This is a genomic window from Streptomyces sp. NPDC090994 (genome assembly GCF_044768905.1).
Lineage (GTDB): Bacteria > Actinomycetota > Actinomycetes > Streptomycetales > Streptomycetaceae > Streptomyces.
Window position 1 is genome coordinate 107,818 of the sequence record NZ_JBIVWS010000011.1, and the last position, 24,470, is coordinate 132,287.

Consider the following 24,470-nt stretch of genomic DNA (forward strand, 5'->3'; position numbering starts at 1 on the left):
TTCTGACTCATCCGCGGTTCTGACTCATCCGCGTCACTCGGCGCCGCCTCAGTCACCACCTCCCCCTCCCAGCACCCCGCCCGCCAAACCGATCACCACGGGCAGCACGCCCACCGCGATGAACGCGGGCAGGAAGCACAGGCCCACCGGCGCGGTGACCGCGACGGCCGCTCGCCGGGCCCGTGCCGTGGTCACGCGGGCCCGGTCCGCGCGGGCCTGTTCGGCGAGGTGCGCGACCGGGCCGGCCGCGGGCAGCCCGGACTCGTCGGCGCGTCCCAGCAGGCGTGCCAGCGCCGAGGCACCTGGCATCGCGGCCAACTCGCGCCACGCCCCGCCCGGTTCACCGCCCAGCCGGACTTCCGCCGCACCGCGGGCCAGCGCGTCGCCGACCGGTCCGCCGAGGGCGTCGCCCACGGCCCGGGCGGCGACCACCGGGCCGGCCCCCGCCGCGATGCAGGCCGCCAGCAGGTCCGCCGCCAAGGGCAGTTGCCGTGCCGCCTCCGCGCCGTCGTCCCGCGCGGCGGCTCCCGTGGAGGGACGCCGCCGCTGCCGGCGCCACAGCCCCGCCGCGACGACCGTCCCCACCAGAACACCCGTGACACCGCCGACCAGTGCCCACCCCGCGCCCACTGTGCCCACCAGGGGCAGCCACGCGCGGAGCCGTCGGGCGAGGACGTCCACCCGCGGGGCACCGCGTGTCCGTCCCGGAAGCAGCAGCGCGGCGAGCCGACGCCGCGCCCTCGCTTCGCGCCGGGCGGTCCACGCCCACCCCACCAGCCACCCGGCGAGCGACAGCGTCCCCATGACCGCCCCCAGGCTGTGGACAACGTTCCCGTTCACGCCTCCGCCTCCGCTCGCCGCACGATCCCGTTCACCCACCACATCCCGAGCCCCTCCAGCACACCGCCGGCCAGCAGACAGCCCAGCCCCGCCCCGCTGTGCAGCAGGACGCGCAGCGGATCGGCCCCGAGGGCCACCCCGAACAGCAGACCCAGGGCCGGCAGGCCGGCCAGCATCACCGCGGTGGCCCGGGCGCCGGCCAACTGGGCGCGCAGATCGGCCCGTCGGTCCCGTTCGGCACGCAGCGCCCCCGCCAGCCGGTCCAGTCCGGTGGCGAGACCCGCGCCCTGGTCGACGGCGACCCGCCAGCACTCGGCCAGACCCCGCAGCCCTTCGGCACCCGGTTGCCGCGCCGCCGTCGTGAGCGCGCCCGGCACGTCACCGCCGAACCGGGCCGCCGCCAGCACCGCCGCCTGCCCGTCGCCGAGCCCGCCGGACTCCCGCGCGGCAGACAGCAGCGCCTCACCGGGCTGCCGTCCCGCCCGTACCTCGCCCGCCAGGAACGCGCACAGCGCGATCACCGCGTCCTGCCGCCGCTCCCGGGTACGCCGCGCCCGGCCGGCCAGTCGTGCCCGGCGCAGTACCGGAACCCCGGCCGCTCCCATGACGAGCGGCAGGACGGACGTCCCCAGCAACGCCAGCACCAGCCCGGCCACCGGGGACCACCACTCGGCCCGCAACCGCCCCCGAAGCCGGCGCAGCCCGTCCGTCAGCCGGGTGACACCCGCCGTCGCCCGGCCGGCTCCCGGCGCTCCGGTCCCGCCCGCACCACCGTCTGCCCCACCGCCTGCCCGGCCGCCCGCTCCACCGCCCGCACCACGGTCGGCCCCGCCTCCCGCCCCGCCGCCCGCGACCAGCAGACGCGCCCGCCGCGCCCCGGACTGCCGCTCACCGGCCAGCCAAGCGGCGGCTGCGAGACAGACCAGGGCCGCCGCCACCGACAGCTCACTCACCTCACGCGCTTCACTCACCACCCGTACTCCCCTCACCTGCCAGCAGCCCCCTGAGCCGCGCCCATCCCCGCTCCGGCACGAACGCCTCCTCGCCCCACCGCAGCGCCGGCACCGTCCGCACCAGCCCCGCGGGGTCCCTCTCCAGCACCCGCACCTCCGCGATCCGCCGCCGCCCGGTACGGTCCCGTACGAGGTGCACCAGCACCGACAGCGCGGCGGCCACCTGGCTGTGCAGGGCGGCCCGGTCGAGTCCGGCGGCCGTGCCGAGCGCTTCCAGCCGGGCCGGGACGTCCGCCGCGGCGTTGGCGTGAACAGTCCCGGAACCGCCCTGATGGCCGGTGTTGAGGGCCGCCAGCAGGTGGACCACCTCGGGTCCCCGTACCTCGCCGACGACCAGCCGGTCCGGCCGCATCCGCAGTGCCTGGCGCACCAGGTCCTCCAGCGTCACCAGGCCGGCGCCCTCCTGGTTGGCCGGTCTGGCCTCCAGGCGCACGACGTGCGGATGGTCGGGCCGCAGCTCCGCCGAGTCCTCGGCCAGCACGATCCGCTCCCCGGCACCGACCAGTCCGAGCAGGGCACTCAGCAGCGTCGTCTTGCCGCTGCCCGTACCGCCGCTGACCAGGAAGGACAGCCGGGCGTCCAGCAGTGCCCGCAGCACCCGGTCGCCGCCCGGCGGCACCGTCCCCGCCGCGACCAGCTCGTCGAGCGTGAACGCACGCGGACGCACCACCCGCAGCGACAGGCAGGCGCAGCCGACGGCGACCGGTGGCAGCACCGCGTGCAGCCGGGTCCCGTCGGGCAGCCGGGCGTCCACCCACGGCCGGGCGTCGTCGAGGCGGCGCCCGGCGACGGCCGCGAGCCGCTGCGCGAGCCGCCGTACCGCCCCGGCGTCCGTGAAGGACACGGAGGTCAGCTCCAGTCCGCCGCCCCGGTCCACCCAGACCCGGTCCGGGGCGGACACCAGTACGTCGGTCACCGACGGGTCGGCGAGCAGCGGCTCCAGGGGCCCGCTGCCCACGAGTTCGGACCGCAGCCGCTCGGCGGCACCGAGGATCTCGGCGTCCCCGAGCACGCGCCCCTGCGCGCGCAGGGCCTGCGCCACGTGCGCGGGCGTCGGTTCCGCCCCGCTCTCGGCGAGCCGGCGCCGTACGCCGTCGAGCAGTGCCGCCGGCATGCCGGCACCCGGCTCCTGACGACGCCGCACCCCACCACCGTTCTTGCCCCGCACCACACCACCGTCCCGCCCGTCCCCCGCCCTCATCCGGTCCCCGCCTCCGTCAGCGCCCGCTCCCAGAACTCCCGGCAGAAGCGCGCCAGCGGTCCGCGGGCGGCGGCTCCCGGCGGCCGGCCGCCCTCGACGGCGCGCGGCAGCCCGGGTTCGACCGGAACCTCGCCGGCGAGCGGCAGTCCGAGCAACCGCGCCACCTCCCGGTCGTCGAGTCCCGGCGCGTACGGCCCGCGCACCGCGACCCGCAGGTCGCCCAGGACCATGCCGACGGCGGCGGCGACCCGGCCCGCCGCCGCGACCGCCCGCAGCTCGGCGGGGACGACGAGCACCCCGAGGTCGAGCTGGGCGAGGACCTCGGCCGCGCCGTCGTCGATCCGGCGCGGCAGGTCGACGACGACCGCCCCGCCCCGGCGCCGGGCCGCGGCGAGCACCGCGCGGACGGCCGGGGGCGGCACGGCGACGCAGTCGCCGCGGTCCCAGCTGAGCACCCGCAGGGAGTGCAGTGCGGGCAGCGACTCCTCCAGGGCGCCGCCGCCGACCCGGCCGCGCGAGGCGGCGAACGCGGGCCAGCGCAGTCCCTCGGTGGTCTCGCCGCCGAGCAGCACGTCGAGTCCGCCGCCCAGCGGGTCGGCGTCCACCAGCAGGGTGCGCACCCCCTCCCGTGCGGCGGTGACGGCGAGCGCGCAGGCCAGGGTGGAGGCCCCGGCGCCGCCCCGGCCGCCGATGACGCCGACGGTGAGCGCCGGGCGGCCGACGCCCTCGGCGACGTCGGCGATGCGGTCGACCAGCCACTGTTCGCCGTCGGGCAGCATCAGGACGTGGTCGGCGCCGATCTCGACGGCGCGCCGCCACACGCCCGGGTCGTCCTGGTCACGGCCGACCAGCACCACCTGGCGTCTGCGGGGCGCTCCCCGTACCCGGCGCGCGGCGTCGTCGCCCACCAGGACGAGCGGCGCGGTCACCCAGCCGTCCCGGCGCTCGGGCACCGTGGGGCGCACCTCGGGTGTGGCGCCCGCCGCCGCGCACAGCCGCAGCAGGTCGTCGAGCAGGTCGGGATCCTCGGTGACGATCAGCGGTCCGCTCTGCCGTCCTCCGGCGGCGGACGGCGGGTCGTGCGTGACGGTTCCGGTCATGGTGGGTGTCCCCCTCAGGCGTCTCGCGCGGCCTGTGGGGCCCCGCGATTCCCAATCGTGTGAAGAACCGGCGAGCGGCCTCCATATGAGTGGCCGGCGAAAACCGGCAGCCCGCGTCCGACAAACGGAAGCCGCCGTGAACTCGGCGCGACCGGGACGCGTTGGAATCACGGTGCAGCGATCCGGGAAATCGTGTGGATCTTGGTCGATAACTGTGGACAACTCGGCGATTGTGAATATCGCCGTCACCCGAACCGGTGAGTGCCCGCACACTCCCCGCAGGACTGGGTACGACTGCCGCAGAGCAGCACGACGACTACCGAAAGTGACGTTCGGCGATCACGGAGTACGAGCCTGGATGATCAGAGAGAGGTCGCGGCCTGAGTCCGCGGTACACGCGAAAACCCGTCCGGACATGCGACGACCCCCGCCGGGGGGGAGAGCGGGGGTCGTCTCCACGGCCGACTCGGGGGGGGAGGAGTCGGACCGGGTTAGCACGGTCGCGAACGATCCGTGACTTCCATGGTGTACCCGAGAGCCTTCTCAGGCAAACCCACACGCCCCACGATACGCCGAATGGGGTGCGCCTATGCTCAGGGCGTGGAAAACCACTCGTCGACCCACTCGCCGACCCACTCCCCACCCCACTCGACGCCCCGCACCGCGGCCTTCTTCGACCTGGACAAGACGGTCATTGCGAAGTCGAGCACACTGACGTTCAGCAAGTCGTTCTACCAAGGCGGCCTGATCAACCGCAGGGCTGTCATGCGTACCGCATATGCCCAGTTCGTCTTCCTCGCGGGCGGCGCCGATCACGACCAGATGGAGCGGATGCGCAAGTACCTCTCCGCGCTCTGCCGGGGCTGGAACGTCGAGCAGGTCAAGGAACTCGTCGCGGAGACCCTGCACGACCTGATCGACCCGATCATCTACGACGAGGCCGCCTCCCTGATCGAGGAGCACCACACGGCCGGCCGGGACGTCGTGATCGTCTCCACGTCGGGCGCCGAGGTCGTCGAGCCGGTCGGCGCGCTCCTCGGGGCCGACCGGGTCGTGGCCACCCGCATGGTGGTCGGCGAGGACGGCTGCTTCACCGGCGAGGTGGAGTACTACGCGTACGGTCCGACGAAGGCCGAGGCGATCCGCGAACTGGCCGCCTCCGAGGGGTACGACCTCGCCCGCTGCTACGCCTACAGCGACTCGGCCACCGACCTGCCGATGCTGGAGGCGGTCGGCCACCCGCACGCCGTGAACCCGGACCGCGCGCTGCGCCGCGAGGCGCTCGCGCGCGCGTGGCCGATCCTCGACTTCCACCGGCCGGTCCGGCTCAAGCAGCGGGTCCCCGGCTTCTCCGGACCGCCCCGTCCGGCGCTGGTAGCCGCCGCGATAGGCGCCGCGGCGGCCACGGCGGGACTCGTCTGGTACGCCGCCGGCCGGCGCCGGGCGACCGCGGCGTGACGCCGGGCCGGGTCCCGTACCGGGTCCCGTACCGGGTCCCGTACCGGGTCCGGCACCGATCCCGCACCGACCCCCTCCCCGCTTGCCCCATTTGACCCCGAAGCCGAATTTGAACCTAAAAGTAAAGAAGTGTGGGCACCACTTCCGCTTGTCCCCCGCCTGGAGTACAAAGGACTCAACGGCCCGCGAGACCAAGGGCATCCGAGAGGATCACCTTAATAACGCACATGGCCCCACGGACCGAGCATGGTCATCGGGCACCCACGCGACGTCGACCCGTCGATTACGGGCCAGCCGCACCAGGTGACGGGCGAAGTTCCCGACCTGATGGGCAACATACGAGGACGCTTGGTAACCCGGTGAGCATGCCAGCGGCGGTACGGATTCCTTCCCGTACCGCCGCAACCTGTGTCGCCCCCTGTCTCCTTTACGCCGCCCCGCGCTGCAGCGCCTCGCACACGGCCGTCGACTCCCGCGCCCCCAGCACGACCGCCTTGCCGCAGTGCTCGATCCAGGCGGCCATGCCCTCCGCGGTCCCGGAGACATATCCGTCGAGGGCCGCGAGACACGCCGTCCGGCCCAGCTCGGCGTACCCGACCTCGGCCGGGCAGACCGACTTCGGGTCCAGCCCGCTGCCGACCAGGACGATCCGTTCGGCCGCGCGCGCGACCAGGCCGTTGTGGGAGGTGAACGGGCGCAGCGCGAGCAGCTCGCCGTGCACGACGGCGGCCTGCACCAGCGCCGGCGCGGAACTGCCCGCGACGAGCAGGGCGGCCAGCCCCTCCAGACGGCCGTGCGCCTCCTCGGCACCCGGCAGCGGCAGCTCGACCAGGGGCTCGTCGACCGGCTCCCCCGCCTGCCGCGGGCGCCCCACCCGGTCGTCCTTGTCCGCCGCCGCCACCAGGTGCAGCCGGGCCAGCACCCGCAGCGGCGACTGCCGCCACACGGACAGCAACTGCCCCGCCTCGGCGGTCAGCCGCAGCGCCGCGCCCACCGTGCGCGCCTCGCCGTCACCGCTGAAGTCGGAACGCCGGCGCACCTCCTCCAGGGCCCAGTCGGCACCGGCGAGCGCCGCCGAGCCGCGCGCGCCGCGCAGCGCCGCCTCGGAGGTGATCTCGTTGCTGCGGCGCCGCATGATCCGGTGGCCGTAGACCCGGTCCACGGCCTTGCGCACGGACTCCACGGACTCGGCCACGCCGGGCAGTGCGCCCAGGGCCGCCAGGGGATCGGACTCGGCGGTCGCGCCTGTCGTACTCATGAGTACGACAGTAGCCGTGCCGTCACCGCTTCCCGGCCGTCGCCCCGGGCACCCCCTTGGGGGCCGGCGCCGGGTCGGCCGACAGGTACGACGCCCAGCCCTTCGCCGGGGCCTCGCCGACGCCCAGGTCGCGCAGCTTGCGCAGCGTCCCCGGGTCCTGCGCGTCCAGCCAGTCCGCGAGCTGCCGGAAGGAGACGCAGCGCACCTCCTCCTTGGTGCACACCGCCTCGACAACCTCCTCCACGGCGCGCATGTACGTGCCGCCGTTCCAGGACTCGAAGTGGTTGCCGATGATCAGCGGGGCGCGGTTGCCGTCGTAGGCGCGGCGGAAGCCCTGGAGGAGACCGTCGCGCATCTGGTCGCCCCAGTACTCGTGCAGGGCCGGGTCGCCCTGGGTGGTGCCGCCCGACTGGTTGACCATGAAGTTGTAGTCCATGGTGAGCTGCTCGTAGGAGTGCCCGGGGAAGGGCACCAGCTGCATCGACAGGTCCCACAGGCCGTTCTTCTTCTTGGGCCACACCTGGTTGTTGACGCCGCTGCTGTCGTAGCGGAAGCCCAGCTCGGCGGCGGCCCGGGTGAAGTTCTTCTGGCCTTCCAGGCAGGGGGTGCGGGCGCCGATGAGTTCCTTGTCGTAGTCGAAGGGCAGCGGCGCGGCCTTCGTCGACCCGGTGTTGGTCTTCCAGGTCTTCACGAACCGCTTCGCCTGGCGGATCTCGTCCTTCCACTCCTCCACCGACCACTCGCCGACCCCGCCGTCGGCGCCGCAGAAGTGGCCGTTGAAGTGGGTGCCGATCTCGTTGCCCTCCTGCCAGGCCAGGCGGAGCTGCTCGATGGTGTCGGCGATGCCCTGCTCGTCGCCGAAGCCGATGTCGGAGCTGCCCGGGGAGTGTTGCGGCGGCCGGTACTGGTCCCGCTTCTCCTCCGGCAGCAGGTACACGCCGCTGAGGAAGTACGTCATCGTCGCGTTGTTGGCCTTGGCCACCTCGCGGAAGTGGGAGAACAGCTTCTGGCTGTCCTCGCCCGCGCCGTCCCAGGAGAACACCACGAACTGCGGCGGCTTCTGGCCCGGCTTCAGCCGCTCGGGTCTGGGCAGGTGCGGTTGCGCGCCGGTGTAGGCGGTGGAGCCGTCGCCGATCAGCCGGACCGCGTGGTGCGCGCCCGGAGCCTGCTTCGCCTTCGGTCCGTGCGCGCCCGCGCCGGAGTCCTCGGTGCCGCAGCCGGCCAGCGACGCGGCGCAGACCGCGGCGATCACGGAGCCGGCCGTGATCCGGCGGGGGGCCGTGATCCGGCGGTGAGCCGTGATCCGGCGGGTGGCGGTGGTCCTGCGGGGGGCGGTGATCCTGTGGTTGGCGGCCAATCCGCCCACCTTCTTCCTTCTCTCGGGCCAACGCCGATGAGGCGATGTCGGGTGCTGGGCCGGCAGTGCCGTGCCGACGGCGCCGACAAGCTCGCACGGAACCGAGAAGGAATTAGTACGACAAGCCGATGAAATGGCCGCATTCATCCTTACGAGCGCTTCATTGCTCCAAATGGGGGCAAAAACTATTCCCGGCCTTTACTTTGCATTACGATCCATTTACTCAGCGTGAGAAATTCGGCGCTGAGGCATCCCGCCGCTGTACGCCGTGACCCACGGCCGCGACCGACCCCGCCCCGAGCGGGACCACCCAGCAACGCGACCGCGCAGCCCCGGAGGAGACGGGAAACATGTCAGCCTGCGTTCCCACCCGTGCCGACTCGGCCAGCCCCAAGCACGTTCATCCGCCGCACAGCCCGCCACAGGGTCCGCGCCGCTTCCGTATCGCCGGCGCCGACGTGTCGGCCTCGATCGCGGTCTTCCTGATCGCCCTTCCCCTGTCCCTGGGCATCGCCCTCGCCACCGGCGCCCCCCTCCAGGCCGGCCTCGTCGCCGCCGCGGTGGGCGGCATCGTCGGCGGCCGGCTCGGCGGCTGCCCGCTCCAGGTCAGCGGACCGGCCGCCGGTCTGACGGTGGTCACCGCCGACCTCATCCAGCAGTACGGCTGGCGGGCGACCTGCGCCATCACGGTCCTCGCGGGACTCGCCCAGCTCGGCCTCGGCTGCCTGCGCGTGGCGCGTACCGCGCTCGCCGTCAGCCCCGCCATCGTGCACGGCATGCTGGCCGGCATCGGCGTCACCATCGCCGTCGCCCAGCTCCACATCGTCCTGGGCGGCAGCCCGCAGAGCTCCGTCCCCGACAACCTGCGGGCGCTCCCCGCCCAGCTGGCCGGCCTGCACGCGGCCGACGTGTCGGCGAGCGCGCTGACCCTCGCGCTCCTGCTGCTCTGGCCCCGGCTCCCCGGCCGGGTCGGGAAGCTGCTGCGCACCGTTCCGGCCGCGCTCGTCGCCGTCGCCGGGGCCACCGCGGTCGCCGCCCTCATCGGGCTCCGGCTGCCCAAGGTCGACCTGCCGTCCTGGAGCAGCCACGCGCTGGCCACGCTGCCCGACGGCCCGGCGCTCGGCGTCGTCGCCGCCGTCCTCACCATCACCCTGGTGTGCAGCGTGCAGTCGCTGCTCGGCGCGGTCGCCGTGGACAAGCTGGTCGCCGCCCGCGGGGACCTGTCCGGCCGCGTCGGACGCTCCAACCTCGACCGCGAGCTGCTCGGCCAGGGGGCGTCCAACATCGTCTCCGGCGCGCTCGGCGGCCTGCCCATCGCGGGCGTCGCCGTCCGCAGCACGGCGAACGTGAACGCGGGAGCGGTGAGCCGGAACTCCACGATGCTGCACGGCGTTCTCGTAGTGGTCGCCACGCTGCTGATGGTCCCGCTGCTGGAGCTGATCCCGCTCGCCTCGCTCGCCGCCCTGGTCATGGCCGTCGGCATCCAGATGGTGTCGCTGAACCACATCCGCACGGTCACCCGCCACCGTGAGGTCCTGGTCTACGCGGTCACCACCGCGGGCGTGGTGTTCCTCGGCGTCCTGGAGGGCGTCGCGCTGGGCATCGCCGTCGCCGTCGGCGTCGCCCTGCACCGCCTCACCCGCACCCGTATCACCCACACCGAGACGGAAGGAGCCCACCACGTCCACGTGCGCGGCCAGTTGACGTTCCTGGCGGTGCCCCGGCTCAGCCGCGCCCTGCACCAGGTCCCCCAGGGGACCGACGTCGTCGTGGAACTGGACGGCTCGTTCATGGACCACGCGGCCTACGAGACACTCCAGGACTGGCAGAAGACGCACACCGCGCGCGGCGGCTCCGTCGACATCACCGGCCGCCGGCCCGGCACCCGCATCTCCGAACCCGCGGACGACTCGGGCAACTGCCGCTGCCGTCCCTGGACGGCCTGGCGCAACCACCAGTGCGAACCCCCGCCGCCCACCCTGCCGACCGGTGAGCCGCAGGACGGGGGCGAGCGGTCCAGCGGCCGTGCGCTCGCCCGCGGCATCAGCGTCTTCCAGCGCAACACCGCGCCCCTGGTCCGCGGCGAGCTGGCCCGGCTGGCCCGGGAGGGACAGCAGCCCTCCCAGCTCTTCCTCACCTGCGCCGACTCCCGGCTGGTCACGTCGATGATCACTTCCAGTGGCCCGGGTGACCTCTTCACCGTGCGCAACGTGGGCAACCTGGTCCCGCTGCCCGGCGAGGAGAGCGGCGACGACTCGGTGGCCGCCGCCATCGAGTACGCGGTGGACGTGCTGAAGGTGCGGTCCATCACGGTGTGCGGGCACTCGGGGTGCGGCGCGATGCACGCGCTGCTCCACTCCGAGCCCGGGGGCGCGCTGACGCCGCTGAAGCGGTGGCTGCGGCACGGCCGGCCGAGTCTGGAGCGGATGACCCAGGACGACGGTTCCTGGGCGCCGCTGGCCGGGCGCCGGCCCGCCGACGCGGCGGAACTGCTCTGCCTGACCAACGTGGTCCAGCAGTTGGAGCACCTGCGGGCCCACGAGTCGGTCGCCCGCGCCCTGCGGGAGGGCACGCTGGAACTGCACGGCATGTACTTCCACGTGGGCGAGGCCCAGTCGTACCTGCTCGTGGAGGAAGCCGGCGCGGAGCTCTTCGATCCCGTCAGGGAAGCGGAGCAGCCCGCCTGACCTCAGGCCCGCCGGGTGTGACCTGTGAGAAGCGGGGCAGGGCTGAACTCCGGCCGTCCGGCGTCCGTGGGTAGGGATGACCCCGGTGCCCCGGTGACGCCGGACCGCCGGAGCGAGCCCCGCTCCGCCAACAGGTCTACACCAGTTGTCCGTCAACGACCCTTGTCAGCGGACCGCACGGTCTGATGAGCTGTGGCCTGGGACACAGCGGACAACCCGCGGACAACCCTGGGAAAGGGAGATGTCGTGAGCAATGAATCCTTGGCCAACCTGCTCCGTGAAGAGCGCAGGTTCGCGCCGCCCGCCGACCTGGCCGCCCACGCCAACGTCACGGCCGAGGCGTACGAACAGGCCAAGGCTGACAGGCTCGGCTTCTGGGCCGCGCAGGCCCGCCGGCTGAGCTGGGCGAAGGAGCCGACCGAGACGCTGGACTGGTCGAACCCGCCGTTCGCCAAGTGGTTCCAGGACGGCGAGCTGAACGTCGCGTACAACTGCGTGGACCGGCACGTCGAGGCCGGGCACGGCGACCGGGTCGCCATCCACTTCGAGGGCGAGCCCGGCGACAGCCGCGCGATCACCTACGCCGAGCTGAAGGACGAGGTCTCCAAGGCCGCCAACGCCCTGCTGGAACTGGGCGTGCGCAAGGGCGACCGGGTCGCCGTCTACATGCCGATGATCCCCGAGACGGCCATCGCGATGCTGGCCTGCGCCCGGATCGGCGCCGCCCACTCGGTGGTCTTCGGCGGCTTCTCCGCGGACGCCCTCGCCACCCGCATCCAGGACGCCGACGCGCGCGTGGTCATCACCTCCGACGGCGGCTACCGGCGCGGCAAGCCCTCCGCGCTCAAGCCCGCCGTCGACGACGCCGTCGAGCGCGCCGGGAACGTCGAGCACGTCCTCGTCGTCCGCCGCACCGGCCAGGACGTCGCCTGGAACGACTCCCGCGACAAGTGGTGGCACGAGACCGTCGACCGGCAGTCCGCCGAGCACACGCCGGAGGCGTTCGACGCCGAGCACCCGCTGTTCATCCTGTACACGTCCGGTACGACGGGCAAGCCCAAGGGCATCCTGCACACCTCCGGCGGCTACCTGACCCAGACGGCGTACACCCACTGGGCGGTCTTCGACCTCAAGCCGGAGACCGACGTCTACTGGTGCACCGCCGACGTCGGCTGGGTCACCGGGCACTCGTACATCGTCTACGGGCCGCTCGCCAACGGCGCCACGCAGGTCATGTACGAGGGCACGCCCGACACCCCGCACCAGGGCCGCTTCTGGGAGATCGTGCAGAAGTACGGCGTCACGATCCTCTACACCGCGCCCACCGCGATCCGGACGTTCATGAAGTGGGGCGACGACATCCCCGCCAAGTTCGACCTCAGCAGCCTGCGCGTCCTCGGCTCGGTCGGTGAGCCGATCAACCCCGAGGCGTGGGTCTGGTACCGCAAGCACATCGGCGCGGACGCCACGCCCGTCGTCGACACCTGGTGGCAGACCGAGACCGGCGCCATGATGATCTCCCCGCTGCCGGGCGTCACCGAGGCCAAGCCGGGCTCCGCCCAGCGCGCGCTGCCCGGCATCTCCGCCACCGTCGTCGACGACGAGGCGGGCGAGGTGCCCGACGGCGGGGGCGGCTATCTGGTCCTCACCGAGCCGTGGCCGTCGATGCTGCGCACCATCTGGGGCGACGACCAGCGGTTCATCGACACGTACTGGTCCCGGTTCGAGGGCAAGTACTTCGCCGGGGACGGCGCCAAGAAGGACGACGACGGCGACATCTGGCTGCTCGGCCGGGTCGACGACGTGATGCTGGTCTCCGGGCACAACATCTCCACCACCGAGGTCGAGTCCGCGCTCGTCTCCCACCCCTCGGTCGCCGAGGCGGCCGTGGTGGGCGCCGCCGACGAGACCACCGGACAGGCCATCGTCGCCTTCGTCATCCTGCGCGGCACGGCGTCGGAGACGGAGGAGCTGGTCGGCCAGCTCCGGAACCACGTCGGCGCCACGCTCGGCCCGATCGCCAAGCCCAAGCGCATCCTGCCGGTGGCCGAGCTGCCCAAGACCCGCTCGGGCAAGATCATGCGCCGGCTGCTGCGCGACGTGGCGGAGAACCGGCAGCTCGGCGACGTGACCACGCTCACCGACTCGACGGTGATGGACCTGATCCAGTCCCGGCTGCCGGCGGCACCGAGCGAGGACTGACAGAAGCAGGCGGCGGAGGGCACCCGGCGCGCCGGGTGCCCTCCGCGGTTAAGGTAAGAGGAAGGTCAACAACCGAACAAGAACCTCATTGGGGCGCCGGGAAGTCTGGTCGGCACACGATTTGTGCTGCTCACCCACCGGAAGGGTCTTCCACCGTGTCCACGCCCCGCAAGCTCCTCGACCGTCTCTCCTTCCCGGAGCGGACCTACCTCGCGGACGCGCTGCGCACCGAGACCGTCGGCGGCGTCCTGCTGCTGGTCGCCGCGGTGACCGCGCTGGTCTGGGCGAACGTACCGGCGCTGGGCCACAGCTACGAGAGCGTCAGCCACTTCCACCTCGGCCCCGCCGCCCTCGGCCTCGACCTGTCCGTCGCGCACTGGGCCGCCGACGGACTGCTGGCCGTCTTCTTCTTCGTCGCCGGCATCGAGCTGAAACGCGAACTGGTCGCCGGAGACCTCAAGGACCCCAAGGCCGCCGCGCTGCCGGTGGTGGCGGCGCTGTGCGGCATGGCCGCCCCCGCGCTCGTCTACACCCTCACCAACACGACCGGCGGCGGCTCCCTGGCCGGCTGGGCCGTGCCCACGGCCACCGACATCGCCTTCGCGCTGGCCGTGCTCGCCGTCATCGGCACCTCCCTGCCCAGCGCCCTGCGGGCCTTCCTGCTCACCCTCGCCGTCGTCGACGACCTGTTCGCCATCCTGATCATCGCGGTCTTCTTCACCGAGAGCCTGGACTTCGCCGCGCTCGGCGGCGCGGTCGTCGGCCTCGCCGTCTACTGGCTGCTGCTGCGCAAGGGCGTACGCGGCTGGTACGTGTACGTCCCGCTCGGCCTCGTCATCTGGGCGCTGATGTACAACAGCGGCGTCCACGCCACGATCGCCGGCGTCGCGATGGGCCTGATGCTGCGCTGCCACCGCCGGGAGGACGAGGAGCACTCCCCCGGCGAGCGGATCGAGCACCTCGTACGTCCCCTGTCGGCGGGGCTGGCGGTGCCGGTGTTCGCGCTGTTCAGCGCCGGTGTCTCGGTCTCCGGCGGCGCGCTCGCCGACGTGTTCACCCGGCCGGAGACGCTCGGCGTCGTCCTCGGGCTCGTCGTCGGCAAGACGCTCGGCATCTTCGGCGGCACCTGGCTGACCGCCCGCTTCACCCGGGCCTCGCTCAGCGACGACCTGGCGTGGGCGGACGTGTTCGCGGTGGCGACGCTGGCCGGCATCGGCTTCACCGTCTCGCTGCTCATCGGCGAACTGGCCTTCGAGGGCGACGCGGCCCTGACCGACGAGGTCAAGGCCGCCGTACTGACCGGCTCCGTCATCGCGGCACTGCTGGCCACGGTGCTGCTGCGGATACGGAACGCCAAGTACCGGGCCCTGTACGAGGCAGAGGAGCGCGACGAGGACCAGAGCGGCGTCCCGGACGTCTACGAGCAGGACGACCCGGCGTACCACCTGCGGATGGCCGCCCTCCACGAGCGGAAGGCCGCCGAACACCGCCGGATCGCCCAGGACATCACCCGGGAGCGGGAGTCCGCGCGGCTTGCCGACGTACCGGGCGGGGCAGGCGAGGAGGGCGACCGTCCGGCATGATCTGACGAGACGGTACAAAAGACAGAACCGTACGCGGAGAAGTTCGCAGACCAGTCCGCGGCGAAACAGAAGAGGGAGACCGCGATGAGCGCACCCGACGGCAGCCCGGTCGGTACCGAAAGCAGCATCGGCCAGCTGTTCGCCTCGGCGACCACCGAATTGTCGGCGCTCGTGCACGACGAGATCGCGCTGGCCAAGGCGCAGCTGAGGCAGGACGTCAAGCGCGGGGTCACCAGCGGCGGCGCGTTCTCGCTGGCGGGCGTCCTGCTGGTGTTCTCGCTCCCGATGCTGAACTTCGCCCTGGCGTACGGCATCCGGACCTGGAGCCACTGGAACCTGGCGCTCTGCTTCCTGCTCTCCTTCGCGGCCAACGTCCTGGTCGCCGTCGTCCTCGCCCTGATCGGCGTCGTCTTCGCGAAGAAGGCCAAGAAGGGCAAGGGCCCACAGAAGGTCGCCGCCTCCGTGAAGCAGTCGGCGGGCGTGCTCCAGAACGCCAAGCCGCACCCGCGTCCGGAACTGGCCCAGGACCGGTCCCCCGCCGCCGTCGAGGCTGTGGCACGCTCGTCCTCATGACGGATCCCGCCACACCTCCGGCGCAACCCGCCTCACCCGTACTGCTCGACCTCCCCGGACGGGAGGTGCTCCACCGTGACGTCGCCGCCAACGGCGCCCGCTTCCACATCGCCGAACTGGGTGACGGACCGCTGGTGCTGCTGCTGCACGGCTTCCCGCAGTTCTGGTGGACCTGGCGGCACCAGCTCGTGGCGCTCGCCGACGCGGGCTTCCGCGCGGTCGCCATGGACCTGCGCGGCGTCGGCGGCAGCGACCGCACCCCGCGCGGCTACGACCCGGCCGGCCTCGCCCTGGACATCACCGGCGTGATCCGCTCGCTCGGCGAGCCGGACGCCGCGCTGGTCGGCCACGACCTCGGCGGCTACCTGGCGTGGACGGCCGCCGCGATGCGCCCCAAGCTGGTCCGGCGGCTCGCGGTGGCGTCGATGCCGCACCCGCGCCGCTGGCGCTCGGCCATGCTGAGGGACGCCCGGCAGACCCGCGCCAACTCCTACATCTGGGGGTTCCAGCGGCCCTGGATCCCCGAGCGGCAGCTCACCGCGGACGACGGGGCCCTCGTCGGCAGGCTGATCCGCGAGTGGTCCGGCCCCCGGCCGCCCGAGGACGACGCGGTGGAGGTGTACCGCCGGGCCATGTGCATCCCGTCCACGGCGCACTGCTCGATCGAGCCGTACCGCTGGATGGTGCGTTCCCTCGCCCGGCCCGACGGCATCCAGTTCAACCGGCGGATGAAGCGGCCGGTGCGGGTGCCGACGCTGCATCTGCACGGCTCGCTCGACCCGGTGACGCGCACCCGGAGCGCGGCGGGTTCCGGGGAGTACGTCGAAGCCCCCTACCGCTGGCGGCTGTTCGACGGGCTCGGCCACTTCCCCCACGAGGAAGACCCGGTCGCTTTCTCCACCGAACTGATCAACTGGCTGAAGGACCCGGAACCCGACCGGTGACCCAGTGGCCACATGCCTGGCGCATAGGCCAATTGGGGGCCCCTGGAGCGGTTATCGACCTTGGGGCGGGGGCAGACGTCGGGGTATGGGCTGGACGCACGACTACAGTGACGCAGCACGCACTCGCCGCTCCCCGAGCGGTTTGAGCCCTCACCGGCAAGGCGGCACCCCGCAACTCGCGGGCGCCGATCTGCGGGTGGGCATTCCGCGCATCCTGCGCCGCCGCGCCCGCTGGGTCTCCGTACGCCTGCGTCACCCGCGCGGCTGAGCCGAGGGCGCACCGGGGCCCGGTCCTCGGCCCTCGCTCACAGCGCGCAGCTGTCGCTGTCCACCTGCTGGCTGGCGGTCCGGCCCTTGACGATGTCGTCCTGGATCTCGTCGGCGGTCAGCGCGTAGCCGGTCTGCGGGTCGTCGAGGGACTTGGCGAACACCACGCCGTAGACCTCGCCGTCGGTGGTGAGCAGCGGTCCGCCCGAGTTGCCCTGGCGGACGGTCGCGTAGAGCGAGTAGACGTCCCGGCTGACGGTGCCGCGGTGGTAGATGTCCGGGCCGCTGGCCGTGATGCGCCCGCGCAGCCGGGCCGCCCGGACGTCGTACGACCCGTTCTCCGGGAAGCCGGCCACGATCGCGCCGTCGTTGATCTCCGCGTCCTCCTCGGCGAACCGCAGCGCCGGTGCCCGCAGGTCCGGTACGTCGAGTACGGCGATGTCGCGCCGCCAGTCGTAGAGGACGACCGTCGCGTCGTACGTGCGGCCCTCGCCGCCTATCTGGACGGTGGGCTCGTCGACGCCGCCCACCACGTGGGCGTTGGTCATCACGCGGCGCTCGCCGTAGACGAAGCCGGTGCCCTCCAGGACCTTGCCGCAACCGGTCGCGGTGCCCATGACCTTGACGATGGAGCGCTGGGCGCGCACGGCGACGGCGCTCTTGGCGAGGGCCGGGTCGGGCGCGGGTACGTTGGCGATCGGCTCCTTGGCGAACGGGCTGAAGACCTGCGGGAAGCCGTTCTGCGCGAGGATGGAGGAGAAGTCCCGGAACCAGCGGTCGGTCTGATCGGTGGGCAGCGCGACGGCCACCCCGTTCAGCACCCGGGATTCACGGACCGCCTTGCCGAGTGTCGGCAGCGTGGTCCCGGCGATGGCCGAGCCGATCAGCCAGGCCACCAGCAGCATGGCGATGACGTTGACGAGGGCGCCGCCGGTGGCGTCCAGGGCGCGCGCGGGCGACCAGGTGATGTGCCGGCGCAGCTTGCTGCCGAGGTGGGTGGTCAGGGCCTGGCCGACGGAGGCGCAGACGATGACGATGACGACCGCGACGACGGCGGCGGTCGTGTTCACGTCCGCGTTGCCGGTCATCGCGTCCCAGACGACGGGCAGCAGGTAGACGGCGACGAGTCCGCCGCCGAGGAAACCGATCACCGACAGGATGCCCACGACGAAACCCTGGCGGTAGCCGACGATCGCGAACCAGACGGCGGCGACCAGCAACAGGATGTCCAGCACGTTCACCGCTTCTAGCCTCGCCTCGTCATTCCGCTCGCTTCGGACCGGCCGGGGCCCCGGGACGCGTCCCTCCGGTGGGCACGGCACGGCGCCCACCCTGTCATGCGCGTCATGCGCGCCGGTCCAGCGGGACCTGCCGGGTCCGGTCCCAGGGCCGCTCCCAGCCCGCGAAGTGCAGCAACCGGTCGATGATGCCGGCGGTGAAGCCCCACACCAGGGCCGATTCGACCAGGAACGCCGGGCCCCGGTGGCCGCTGGGGTGGACGGTGGTGGCCCGGTTGGCGGGGTCCGTGAGGTCCGCCACGGGGACCGTGAAGACCCGGGCGGTCTCGCCGGGGTCGACGACGCCGACCGGGCTGGGCTCGCGCCACCAGGCCAGTACGGGCGTGACCACGAACTGGCTGACGGGGATGTAGAGCTTGGGCAGTACCCCGAACAGCCGTACGCCGGACGGGTCGAGCCCGGTCTCCTCCTCGGCCTCGCGCAGCGCGGCGCGCAGCGGGCCGTCGCCCTGCGGGTCGCCGTCCTCGGGGTCGAGCGCGCCGCCCGGGAAGGCCGGCTGCCCGGCGTGCGAGCGCAGCGAGCCGGCCCGCTCCATCAGCAGCAGCTCGGGGCCGCGCTCGCCCTCGCCGAAGAGGATCAGCACGGCCGACTGCCGTCCGCCGCCGTCCTTCGGGGGCAGGAAACGGCTCAGCTCCGTGGGCCGCACCGTGTCCACGGCCCGCGCCATCGGCTCCAGCCAGCCGGGCAGGCCCGACCGGTCGAGCGCGACCTCCCTCATGTCGCTCGCACGCGTCATCGCCACCCCCGTTCTGTCGTGTCCAACGCCCGGCCTCCCCGAGATCGTTCCGCGGTTCGGCCCCCGGCATGCGTCATCAAGGACGTCCGAGCGGCGGCGCCGGTCTGCCGCCCGCGTCCAGGTACGCCTGCGGCGGGTTCAGCCGCTGCCCCGGGAAGCCGCCCTTCTCGTACTTGAGCAGCTTCCGCGCCTTCTCCGGGTCCGTCTCGCCCTCGCCGTACGCCGGGCAGAGCGGGGCGATGGGGCAGGCGCCGCAGGCGGGCTTGCGGGCGTGGCAGATCCGGCGGCCGTGCCAGATGACGTGGTGCGAGAGGTCGGTCCAGTCGCTCTTGGGGAACAGTCCGCCGACGGCCGCCTCGATCTTGTCCGGGTCGGTCTCGGCGGTCCACTGCCAGCGGCGCACCAGGCGCTGGAAGTGGGTGTCGACGGTGATGCCGGGGCGGCCGTAGGCGTTGCCCAGGACGACGAAGGCGGTCTTGCGGCCGACGCCGGGCAGCTTGACCAGGTCTTCGAGGCGGCCGGGGACCTCGCCGCCGAAGTCCTCCGTCAGGGCCTTCGACAGCCCTATGACCGACCTGGTCTTGGCCCGGAAGAAACCGGTCGGGCGCAGGATCTCCTCGACCTCCGCCGGGTCGGCGGCGGCCAGGTCCTCGGGGGTGGGGTACTGGGCGAACAGGGCGGGGGTCGTCTGGTTGACGCGCAGGTCGGTGGTCTGGGCGGACAGCACCGTGGCCACCAGGAGCTGGAAGGGGTTCTCGAAGTCCAGCTCGGGGTGGGCGTACGGGTAGACCTCCGCCAGCTCGCGGTCGATCCGGCGGGCGCGGCGGACCAGCGCGGTGCGGGACTCCCCGCGCGGGGACTTGGGGGACTTGGCGGGGACGCTCTTCGCCGGGGCGACGCCCTTGACGGCGGCGGTGGCCTTCTCGGGGGCGACGACGGGCTTCTTGGCGACGGGCCTCTTCGTGCTGACGGCGGGCTTCTCCGCGCCGGGAGCGGCTTTCGTCCCGCCGGGGGACTTCTCGGCGCTCCCCGTCGCTTTCTTCGCCGCCGTCTTCCGGACGGGCGCCGCCTTCTTCGCCGTGGCCGTCGCCGCCTTCTTCGCCGTACCCGCCGCTGTCTTCTTGGCCGTAGCCGTCGCCTTCTTCGCCGTACCCGCCGCTGCCTTCTTCGCCGTACCCGGCACCGCCGCCTCCGTCACCGCCGCCTCCGTCTCCGCCGGCCGTTGCGACGCTTTCGCCGTTTCACTACCGCCATCGGAGCCCTGTTCGCCCACGGCGGAATTCCGACGTACAACCACCTGCCCGGCCCCCTCGGCCTGCGCTCTCACCGGCGATTTGGACACCCGGCCACCCTACGGCCCGGCACTGACATCCGCCCCGGACCCTGAAGATCGGCGCCCAATTGGACCCCTGCCGCTTACCCCGGGACACCTGTGCGGCATCCTTGTGACAGATCACACTGTTTGGACCGTCCCGCAAAATGGGCACCACGGTCCCCTGGAACCACCGGGGAGCAACCTCCCCTGAGCAGGTCGAATAGGAGAGAACTCGTGGACGACGTTCTGCGGCGCAACCCGCTCTTCGCGGCGCTCGACGACGAGCAGGCCGCCGAGCTGCGCGCCTCCATGAGTGAGGTGACCCTCGCTCGCGGTGACTCGCTGTTCCACGAGGGGGACCCCGGCGACCGCCTGTACGTGGTCACCGAGGGCAAGGTCAAGCTTCACCGCACGTCCCCCGACGGCCGCGAGAACATGCTGGCCGTCGTCGGTCCCGGCGAGCTGATCGGCGAGCTGTCGCTGTTCGACCCGGGCCCGCGCACCGCGACCGCCACCGCGCTGACCGAGGTCAAGCTGCTGGGCCTCGGCCACGGCGACCTCCAGCCCTGGCTGAACGTGCGCCCGGAGGTGGCCACCGCCCTGCTGCGCGCCGTCGCCCGCCGGCTGCGCAAGACCAACGACGCCATGTCGGACCTGGTCTTCTCGGACGTCCCGGGCCGCGTCGCGCGCGCCCTGCTCGACCTGTCCCGCCGGTTCGGCGTGCAGTCCGAGGAAGGCATCCACGTGGTGCACGACCTCACCCAGGAGGAGCTGGCCCAGCTGGTCGGCGCCTCCCGCGAGACGGTCAACAAGGCCCTCGCCGACTTCGCCCAGCGCGGCTGGCTCCGCCTGGAGGCCCGCGCGGTGATCCTGCTGGACGTGGAGCGGCTGGCGAAGCGCTCGCGCTGACGCCCTCAGGGCGCGGGCGGCTGGATGAGCCCGTGCTCCTCCAGGTACTCCAGCTGCGCCCGTACCGACAGCTCCGCCGCCGGCCACAGGGAGCGGTCCACGTCCGCGTAGACCTGGGCGACGACCTCGGCGGGCGTGCGGTAGCCGTCCTCGACCGCCGTCTCGACCTGCGCGAGACGGTTGGCGCGGTGGGCGAGGTAGTACTCCACGGCCCCCTGGGCGTCCTCCAGGACGGGACCGTGCCCCGGCAGCACCGTGTGCACGCCGTCGTCGACCGTGAGCGACCTGAGCCGCCGCAGCGAGTCCAGGTAGTCGCCGAGGCGGCCGTCGGGGTGGGCGACGACGGTCGTGCCGCGCCCCAGCACCGTGTCGCCCGTCAGCACCGCCCGGTCGGCGGGCAGGTGGAAGCTGAGCGAGTCGGCGGTGTGCCCCGGCGTCGGTACGACCCTCAGCTCCAGGCCGCCGACCGTGACCACGTCCCCGGCTCCGAGCCCCTCCTCGCCCAGCCGCAGCGCCGGGTCCAGCGCCCGCACCTTCGTACCGGTCAGCTCGGCGAAGCGGGCGGCGCCCTCGGCGTGGTCCGGGTGACCGTGTGTCAGCAGTGTCAGGGCGACCCGCCGGCCGGCCCGCTCGGCGGTGTCGACGACGTGCCGCAGGTGCCCCTCGTCCAGCGGGCCCGGGTCGACCACGACGGCCAGGCCCGAACCGGGCTCGGCGAGGATCCAGGTGTTGGTCCCGTCCAGGGTCATCGGCGAGGCGTTGGGCGCCAGGACGTTGACGGCCCGTGCGGTGGCGGGCCCGGTCAGCGCCTGGCCGCGCGGCTGTCCGGGCAGGGCGGTGGCGTCCGTCATGCGGGGGCTCCCCCGGTCTCGGCACCGGTCCCGGCGGTCGTCGGGACGTGCCTGGTGAACTCCTCGTGCCCCGGCCACGACAGCACGATCTCGCCGTCCGCCAGCCGGGCCCGGGCCAGTACGGGCGTCAGATCGCGCCCGGCGGCCCCCGCCAGCGCCCCGGCCGCCGTGCCGTACTCCGTGAGCGCCCGCAGCGTGGCGATGGTCGGCGGCATCATCAGCAGCTCGCCCCGGTCGTACCCGGCGGCGGCCTCGCCCGGCGTGATCCACACCGTGCGGTCGGCCTCCGTGGAGGCATTGCGGGTGCGCTGCCCCTCGGGGAGGGCGGCCACGAAGAACCACGTGTCGTAGCGCCGGGCCTCGAACTCCGGGGTGATCCAGCGCGCCCAGGCGCCCAGCAGGTCGGAGCGGAGCACCAGGCCCCGGCGGTCCAGGAACTCCGCGAAGGACAGCTCCCGGGCCACCAGCGCGGCCCGGTCGGCCTCCCAGTCGTCGCCGGTGGTGTCCCCGACGACGGTCCCGGCGTCCGGCCCGGCGAGCAGGACGCCCGCCTCCTCGTACGTCTCCCGTACGGCGGCGCAGACGATCGCCTGGGCGTCGGCCTCGGCCACCCCGAGCCGTTCCGCCCACCACGCGCGCGTGGGGCCCGCCCAGCCGACGGCGCGGTCGTGGTCACGCGGGTCGACGCCGCCGCCCGGATAGGCGTACGCGCCGCCGGCGAAGGCCATGGAGGTGCGGCGGCGCAGCATGTGGACGGCGGGGCCGGGGTCCTTCAGGAGCATCACCGTGGCCGCGCGTCTGGGCGTGACCGGGGTGAGCGCGCCGGCCGCGAGCGCGCGGATGCGCTCCGGCCACTCCGGTGGGTACCACTGGCCGTTCACCTGAGCGTTCGCCATGGCCGGAGGCTATCCGGTGAGCGGCGGATGTTCGAGTGGCCGGTGTGCCGGTCAGACGGGCAGCGCGGCCAGCCAGTCGGTCAGCAGCCGGTTGGTGTCCTCGGGGCGTTCCTGCTGGAGCCAGTGGCCGCAGCCGTCCAGGAGGTGCGAGGCGGTGAGGCCGGGCAGGGTCCGGGGGTAGGCGGCGATGGCGTCGGACAGCCAGGTGGTGGAGGCGTCCAGGGCGCCGCCCAGGAACAGCGCGGGCTGCTCGACGGGGGCGCCGTGGTGTCCGGCGAGGTCGGCCCAGTCGCGGTCCATGTTCCGGTACCGGTTCAGGGCGCCGGTGAGGCCGGTCCGCTCGAACTCCCCGGCGTAGACGTCGAGGTCCGCCTCGGTCAGCCAGGCGGGCCGGTGCCCGGACGGGAAGCGGTCGCGCAGGGTGCCGCCCCGGGCGGCGAAGTGGGGGTCGGGGGCGCCGGGCGCGGGCATGGTGTCGCCGGACAGGGCGGCGTAGAAACCGGCGAGCCAGCCGCGTACGTCGGGTTCGATCTCCGCCTCGGCGCGGCCGGGCTCCTGGAAGTACGAGACGTAGAACTCCTGCTCGGCCTCCGGGCCGCCCATCGCGGCGAACACCTCGCTCGGCCGGGGCCCGCCCGGCGGCGTGTACGGGACGCTGAGCAGGCCGACCGCGCGGAAGACGTCGGGACGCAGCAGCGCCGAGGTGGCGGCGATGGTGGCCCCCCAGTCGTGGCCGACGACCACCGCCTCCCGCTCGCCCAGCGCCTCGACCACGGCGACGTTGTCGGCCACCAGGTCGAGGATCCGGTACGCCGCCGGATCGGCGGGCCGGGAGGAGCGCCCGTAGCCGCGCACGTCGAGCGCGACGGCACGGTACCCGGCGGCGGCCAGGGCGGGCAGCTGGCGGCGCCAGGAGTACCAGGACTCCGGGAAACCGTGCACCAGGAGGACCAGCGGCCCGGTGCCCTGCTCGACCAGGTGGACACGGCCGGCCGGGCCGGGGACGAGGCGGTGGACGGGGGCGGTCGGGGGCTGCTGGGGCATGGGTCCTCCCGGACGTGCGGAGATCGCGGTCAGGAGCCCTGGACCGGGCTCCCGGCAGCGATCCTGGAGCGTCGGTCACGGACCCGACCAGGTTTGTTGCCGACCTGGCAAACAGCCCGCGCGGTCCTGCGTCTGCCCCGGTCCTGCGCCTGCCCCGGTCCTACGGTCGCCCCGGTCCTGCGTCTGCCCCGGTACTGCGTCTGCCCCAGTCCTGTGCCTGCCCGGTCCTGCGCCTCCCCGGCGCCGCACCCACGCAGCGCCGGCGCTACGCGCCCTCGGCCAGCTCCACCTGGATCTCGACCTCCACGGGCGCGTCCAGCGGCAGCACCGCCACGCCGACCGCGCTGCGCGCGTGCACGCCCTTGTCGCCGAAGACCTCGCCGAGCAGCTCGCTGGCGCCGTTGAGCACGGCGGGCTGCCCGGTGAAGTCGGGGGCGGAGGCGACGAAGCCGACGACCTTCACCACGCGCGCGACGCGGTCGAGATCACCGGCGACGGACTTCACGGCGGCCAGGGCGTTCAGCGCGCAGGTGCGCGCCAGCTCCTTGGCCTCCTCGGGCGTGACCTCACCGCCCACCTTGCCGGTCACCGGCAGCGCGCCGTCCACCATCGGCAGCTGGCCGGCCGTGAAGACGTACGCCCCGGAGCGCACGGCCGGCTGGTAGGCGGCCAGCGGCGGCACGACCTCGGGCAGCGTGATGCCCAGCTCCGCGAGTTTCGCCTCGACGGCACTCACGCCTGCTTCTCCCGCTTCAGGTAGGCCACCAGCTGCTCGGGGTTGTTCGGCCCGGGCACGACCTGGACGAGCTCCCAGCCGTCCTCGCCCCAGGTGTCCAGGATCTGCTTCGTGGCGTGGACGAGCAGCGGTACGGTCGCGTATTCCCACTTGGTCATGGGCCGACTGTATCCGCTGTTGTCCACAGCCCTCCGCGTAGCCC

General features: G+C 73.3%; 22 protein-coding genes. 8 read left to right on the forward strand and 14 right to left on the reverse strand.

Translation table 11 applies throughout. From position 1 onward, the window contains the following. Positions 1–48 precede the first annotated feature (48 nt). The 4 genes from ACIQR3_RS22890 to ssd form a co-directional block, all read right to left on the reverse strand. Positions 49–840, reverse strand: a complete 792-nt coding sequence (locus ACIQR3_RS22890; RefSeq protein ID WP_403541741.1) for a type II secretion system F family protein — start codon at positions 838–840, stop codon at positions 49–51. Then, positions 837–1,811: a type II secretion system F family protein gene (locus ACIQR3_RS22895; protein ID WP_403541744.1), complete on the reverse strand. Its 975-nt coding sequence runs from the start codon at positions 1,809–1,811 to the stop codon at positions 837–839. The genes ACIQR3_RS22890 and ACIQR3_RS22895 overlap by 4 nt, the downstream gene beginning before the upstream one ends. Continuing rightward, positions 1,804–2,967 carry a TadA family conjugal transfer-associated ATPase gene (locus tag ACIQR3_RS22900; protein ID WP_403541746.1) on the reverse strand — a complete coding sequence of 388 codons (1,164 nt, stop codon included), beginning with the start codon at positions 2,965–2,967 and terminating at the stop codon, positions 1,804–1,806. The genes ACIQR3_RS22895 and ACIQR3_RS22900 overlap by 8 nt, the downstream gene beginning before the upstream one ends. Before the next feature lie 83 nt (positions 2,968–3,050). After that, complete coding sequence (gene ssd / locus ACIQR3_RS22905) at positions 3,051–4,154, reverse strand: septum site-determining protein Ssd (protein WP_403541748.1); 1,104 nt, start codon at positions 4,152–4,154, stop codon at positions 3,051–3,053. Between the two features lie 576 nt (positions 4,155–4,730). Here ssd and ACIQR3_RS22910 point away from each other — a divergent pair. Next, complete coding sequence (locus ACIQR3_RS22910; RefSeq protein WP_403541749.1) at positions 4,731–5,612, forward strand: HAD family hydrolase; 882 nt, start codon at positions 4,731–4,733, stop codon at positions 5,610–5,612. 427 nt (positions 5,613–6,039) lie between these two features. Here the strand turns inward: ACIQR3_RS22910 and ACIQR3_RS22915 are convergent, their stop codons facing one another. Together ACIQR3_RS22915 and ACIQR3_RS22920 are read right to left on the reverse strand one after the other, a co-directional pair. Next, positions 6,040–6,870, reverse strand: a complete 831-nt coding sequence (locus ACIQR3_RS22915) for an oxidoreductase (protein WP_403541752.1) — start codon at positions 6,868–6,870, stop codon at positions 6,040–6,042. A gap of 22 nt (positions 6,871–6,892) precedes the next feature. After that, on the reverse strand, positions 6,893–8,155 hold the full coding sequence (locus ACIQR3_RS22920) for a hypothetical protein (RefSeq protein ID WP_403542012.1): 1,263 nt from the start codon (positions 8,153–8,155) through the stop codon (positions 6,893–6,895). A gap of 422 nt (positions 8,156–8,577) precedes the next feature. Between ACIQR3_RS22920 and ACIQR3_RS22925 the strand changes: the two genes are divergently transcribed. From ACIQR3_RS22925 to ACIQR3_RS22950, 6 genes are all read left to right on the forward strand, one after another. Next, the gene (locus ACIQR3_RS22925) at positions 8,578–10,914 is read left to right on the forward strand and encodes a SulP family inorganic anion transporter (protein ID WP_403541754.1); all 2,337 of its coding nucleotides are present in this window, start codon (positions 8,578–8,580) and stop codon (positions 10,912–10,914) included. A 246-nt stretch (positions 10,915–11,160) separates the two neighbouring features. Next, positions 11,161–13,116, forward strand: a complete 1,956-nt coding sequence (gene acs, locus ACIQR3_RS22930) for an acetate--CoA ligase (protein WP_403541756.1) — start codon at positions 11,161–11,163, stop codon at positions 13,114–13,116. A 155-nt stretch (positions 13,117–13,271) separates the two neighbouring features. Continuing rightward, positions 13,272–14,699, forward strand: a complete 1,428-nt coding sequence (gene nhaA, locus ACIQR3_RS22935; protein ID WP_403541758.1) for a Na+/H+ antiporter NhaA — start codon at positions 13,272–13,274, stop codon at positions 14,697–14,699. Between the two features lie 84 nt (positions 14,700–14,783). Further along, complete coding sequence (locus ACIQR3_RS22940) at positions 14,784–15,272, forward strand: phage holin family protein (RefSeq protein ID WP_215167310.1); 489 nt, start codon at positions 14,784–14,786, stop codon at positions 15,270–15,272. Continuing rightward, positions 15,269–16,216 carry an alpha/beta fold hydrolase gene (locus ACIQR3_RS22945; RefSeq protein WP_403541761.1) on the forward strand — a complete coding sequence of 316 codons (948 nt, stop codon included), beginning with the start codon at positions 15,269–15,271 and terminating at the stop codon, positions 16,214–16,216. Before ACIQR3_RS22940 ends, ACIQR3_RS22945 begins: the two co-directional genes overlap by 4 nt. Before the next feature lie 85 nt (positions 16,217–16,301). Continuing rightward, a complete protein-coding gene (locus ACIQR3_RS22950) occupies positions 16,302–16,484 on the forward strand; it encodes a hypothetical protein (protein WP_403541762.1) in 183 nt (60 codons plus the stop codon). Between the two features lie 37 nt (positions 16,485–16,521). On the opposite strand, the gene ACIQR3_RS22955 is transcribed toward ACIQR3_RS22950, so the two are convergent. From ACIQR3_RS22955 to nth, 3 genes are all read right to left on the reverse strand, one after another. Further along, entirely contained in the window at positions 16,522–17,724 is a 1,203-nt protein-coding gene (locus ACIQR3_RS22955) for a MarP family serine protease (protein WP_403541765.1), read from the reverse strand. 103 nt (positions 17,725–17,827) lie between these two features. Then, complete coding sequence (locus ACIQR3_RS22960; RefSeq protein WP_403541768.1) at positions 17,828–18,517, reverse strand: NUDIX hydrolase; 690 nt, start codon at positions 18,515–18,517, stop codon at positions 17,828–17,830. Positions 18,518–18,593: 76 nt separating this feature from the next. Further along, positions 18,594–19,715: an endonuclease III gene (gene nth / locus ACIQR3_RS22965; RefSeq protein WP_403541770.1), complete on the reverse strand. Its 1,122-nt coding sequence runs from the start codon at positions 19,713–19,715 to the stop codon at positions 18,594–18,596. A 351-nt stretch (positions 19,716–20,066) separates the two neighbouring features. Between nth and ACIQR3_RS22970 the strand changes: the two genes are divergently transcribed. Beyond that, positions 20,067–20,741: a Crp/Fnr family transcriptional regulator gene (locus ACIQR3_RS22970; RefSeq protein ID WP_189421912.1), complete on the forward strand. Its 675-nt coding sequence runs from the start codon at positions 20,067–20,069 to the stop codon at positions 20,739–20,741. Positions 20,742–20,746: 5 nt separating this feature from the next. On the opposite strand, the gene ACIQR3_RS22975 is transcribed toward ACIQR3_RS22970, so the two are convergent. The 5 genes from ACIQR3_RS22975 to ACIQR3_RS22995 form a co-directional block, all read right to left on the reverse strand. After that, positions 20,747–21,592 (reverse strand): MBL fold metallo-hydrolase, encoded by an 846-nt coding sequence (locus tag ACIQR3_RS22975; protein ID WP_403541773.1) that lies wholly within the window; start codon positions 21,590–21,592, stop codon positions 20,747–20,749. Continuing rightward, positions 21,589–22,488, reverse strand: a complete 900-nt coding sequence (locus tag ACIQR3_RS22980; protein ID WP_403541776.1) for an NUDIX hydrolase — start codon at positions 22,486–22,488, stop codon at positions 21,589–21,591. Before ACIQR3_RS22980 ends, ACIQR3_RS22975 begins: the two co-directional genes overlap by 4 nt. Positions 22,489–22,539: 51 nt before the next feature. Then, on the reverse strand, positions 22,540–23,532 hold the full coding sequence (locus ACIQR3_RS22985) for an alpha/beta hydrolase (RefSeq protein WP_403541779.1): 993 nt from the start codon (positions 23,530–23,532) through the stop codon (positions 22,540–22,542). A gap of 265 nt (positions 23,533–23,797) precedes the next feature. Further along, positions 23,798–24,268, reverse strand: a complete 471-nt coding sequence (locus ACIQR3_RS22990; RefSeq protein WP_215167319.1) for a RidA family protein — start codon at positions 24,266–24,268, stop codon at positions 23,798–23,800. After that, on the reverse strand, positions 24,265–24,426 hold the full coding sequence (locus ACIQR3_RS22995; RefSeq protein ID WP_003975360.1) for a DUF4177 domain-containing protein: 162 nt from the start codon (positions 24,424–24,426) through the stop codon (positions 24,265–24,267). The genes ACIQR3_RS22990 and ACIQR3_RS22995 overlap by 4 nt, the downstream gene beginning before the upstream one ends. Positions 24,427–24,470 lie beyond the last annotated feature (44 nt).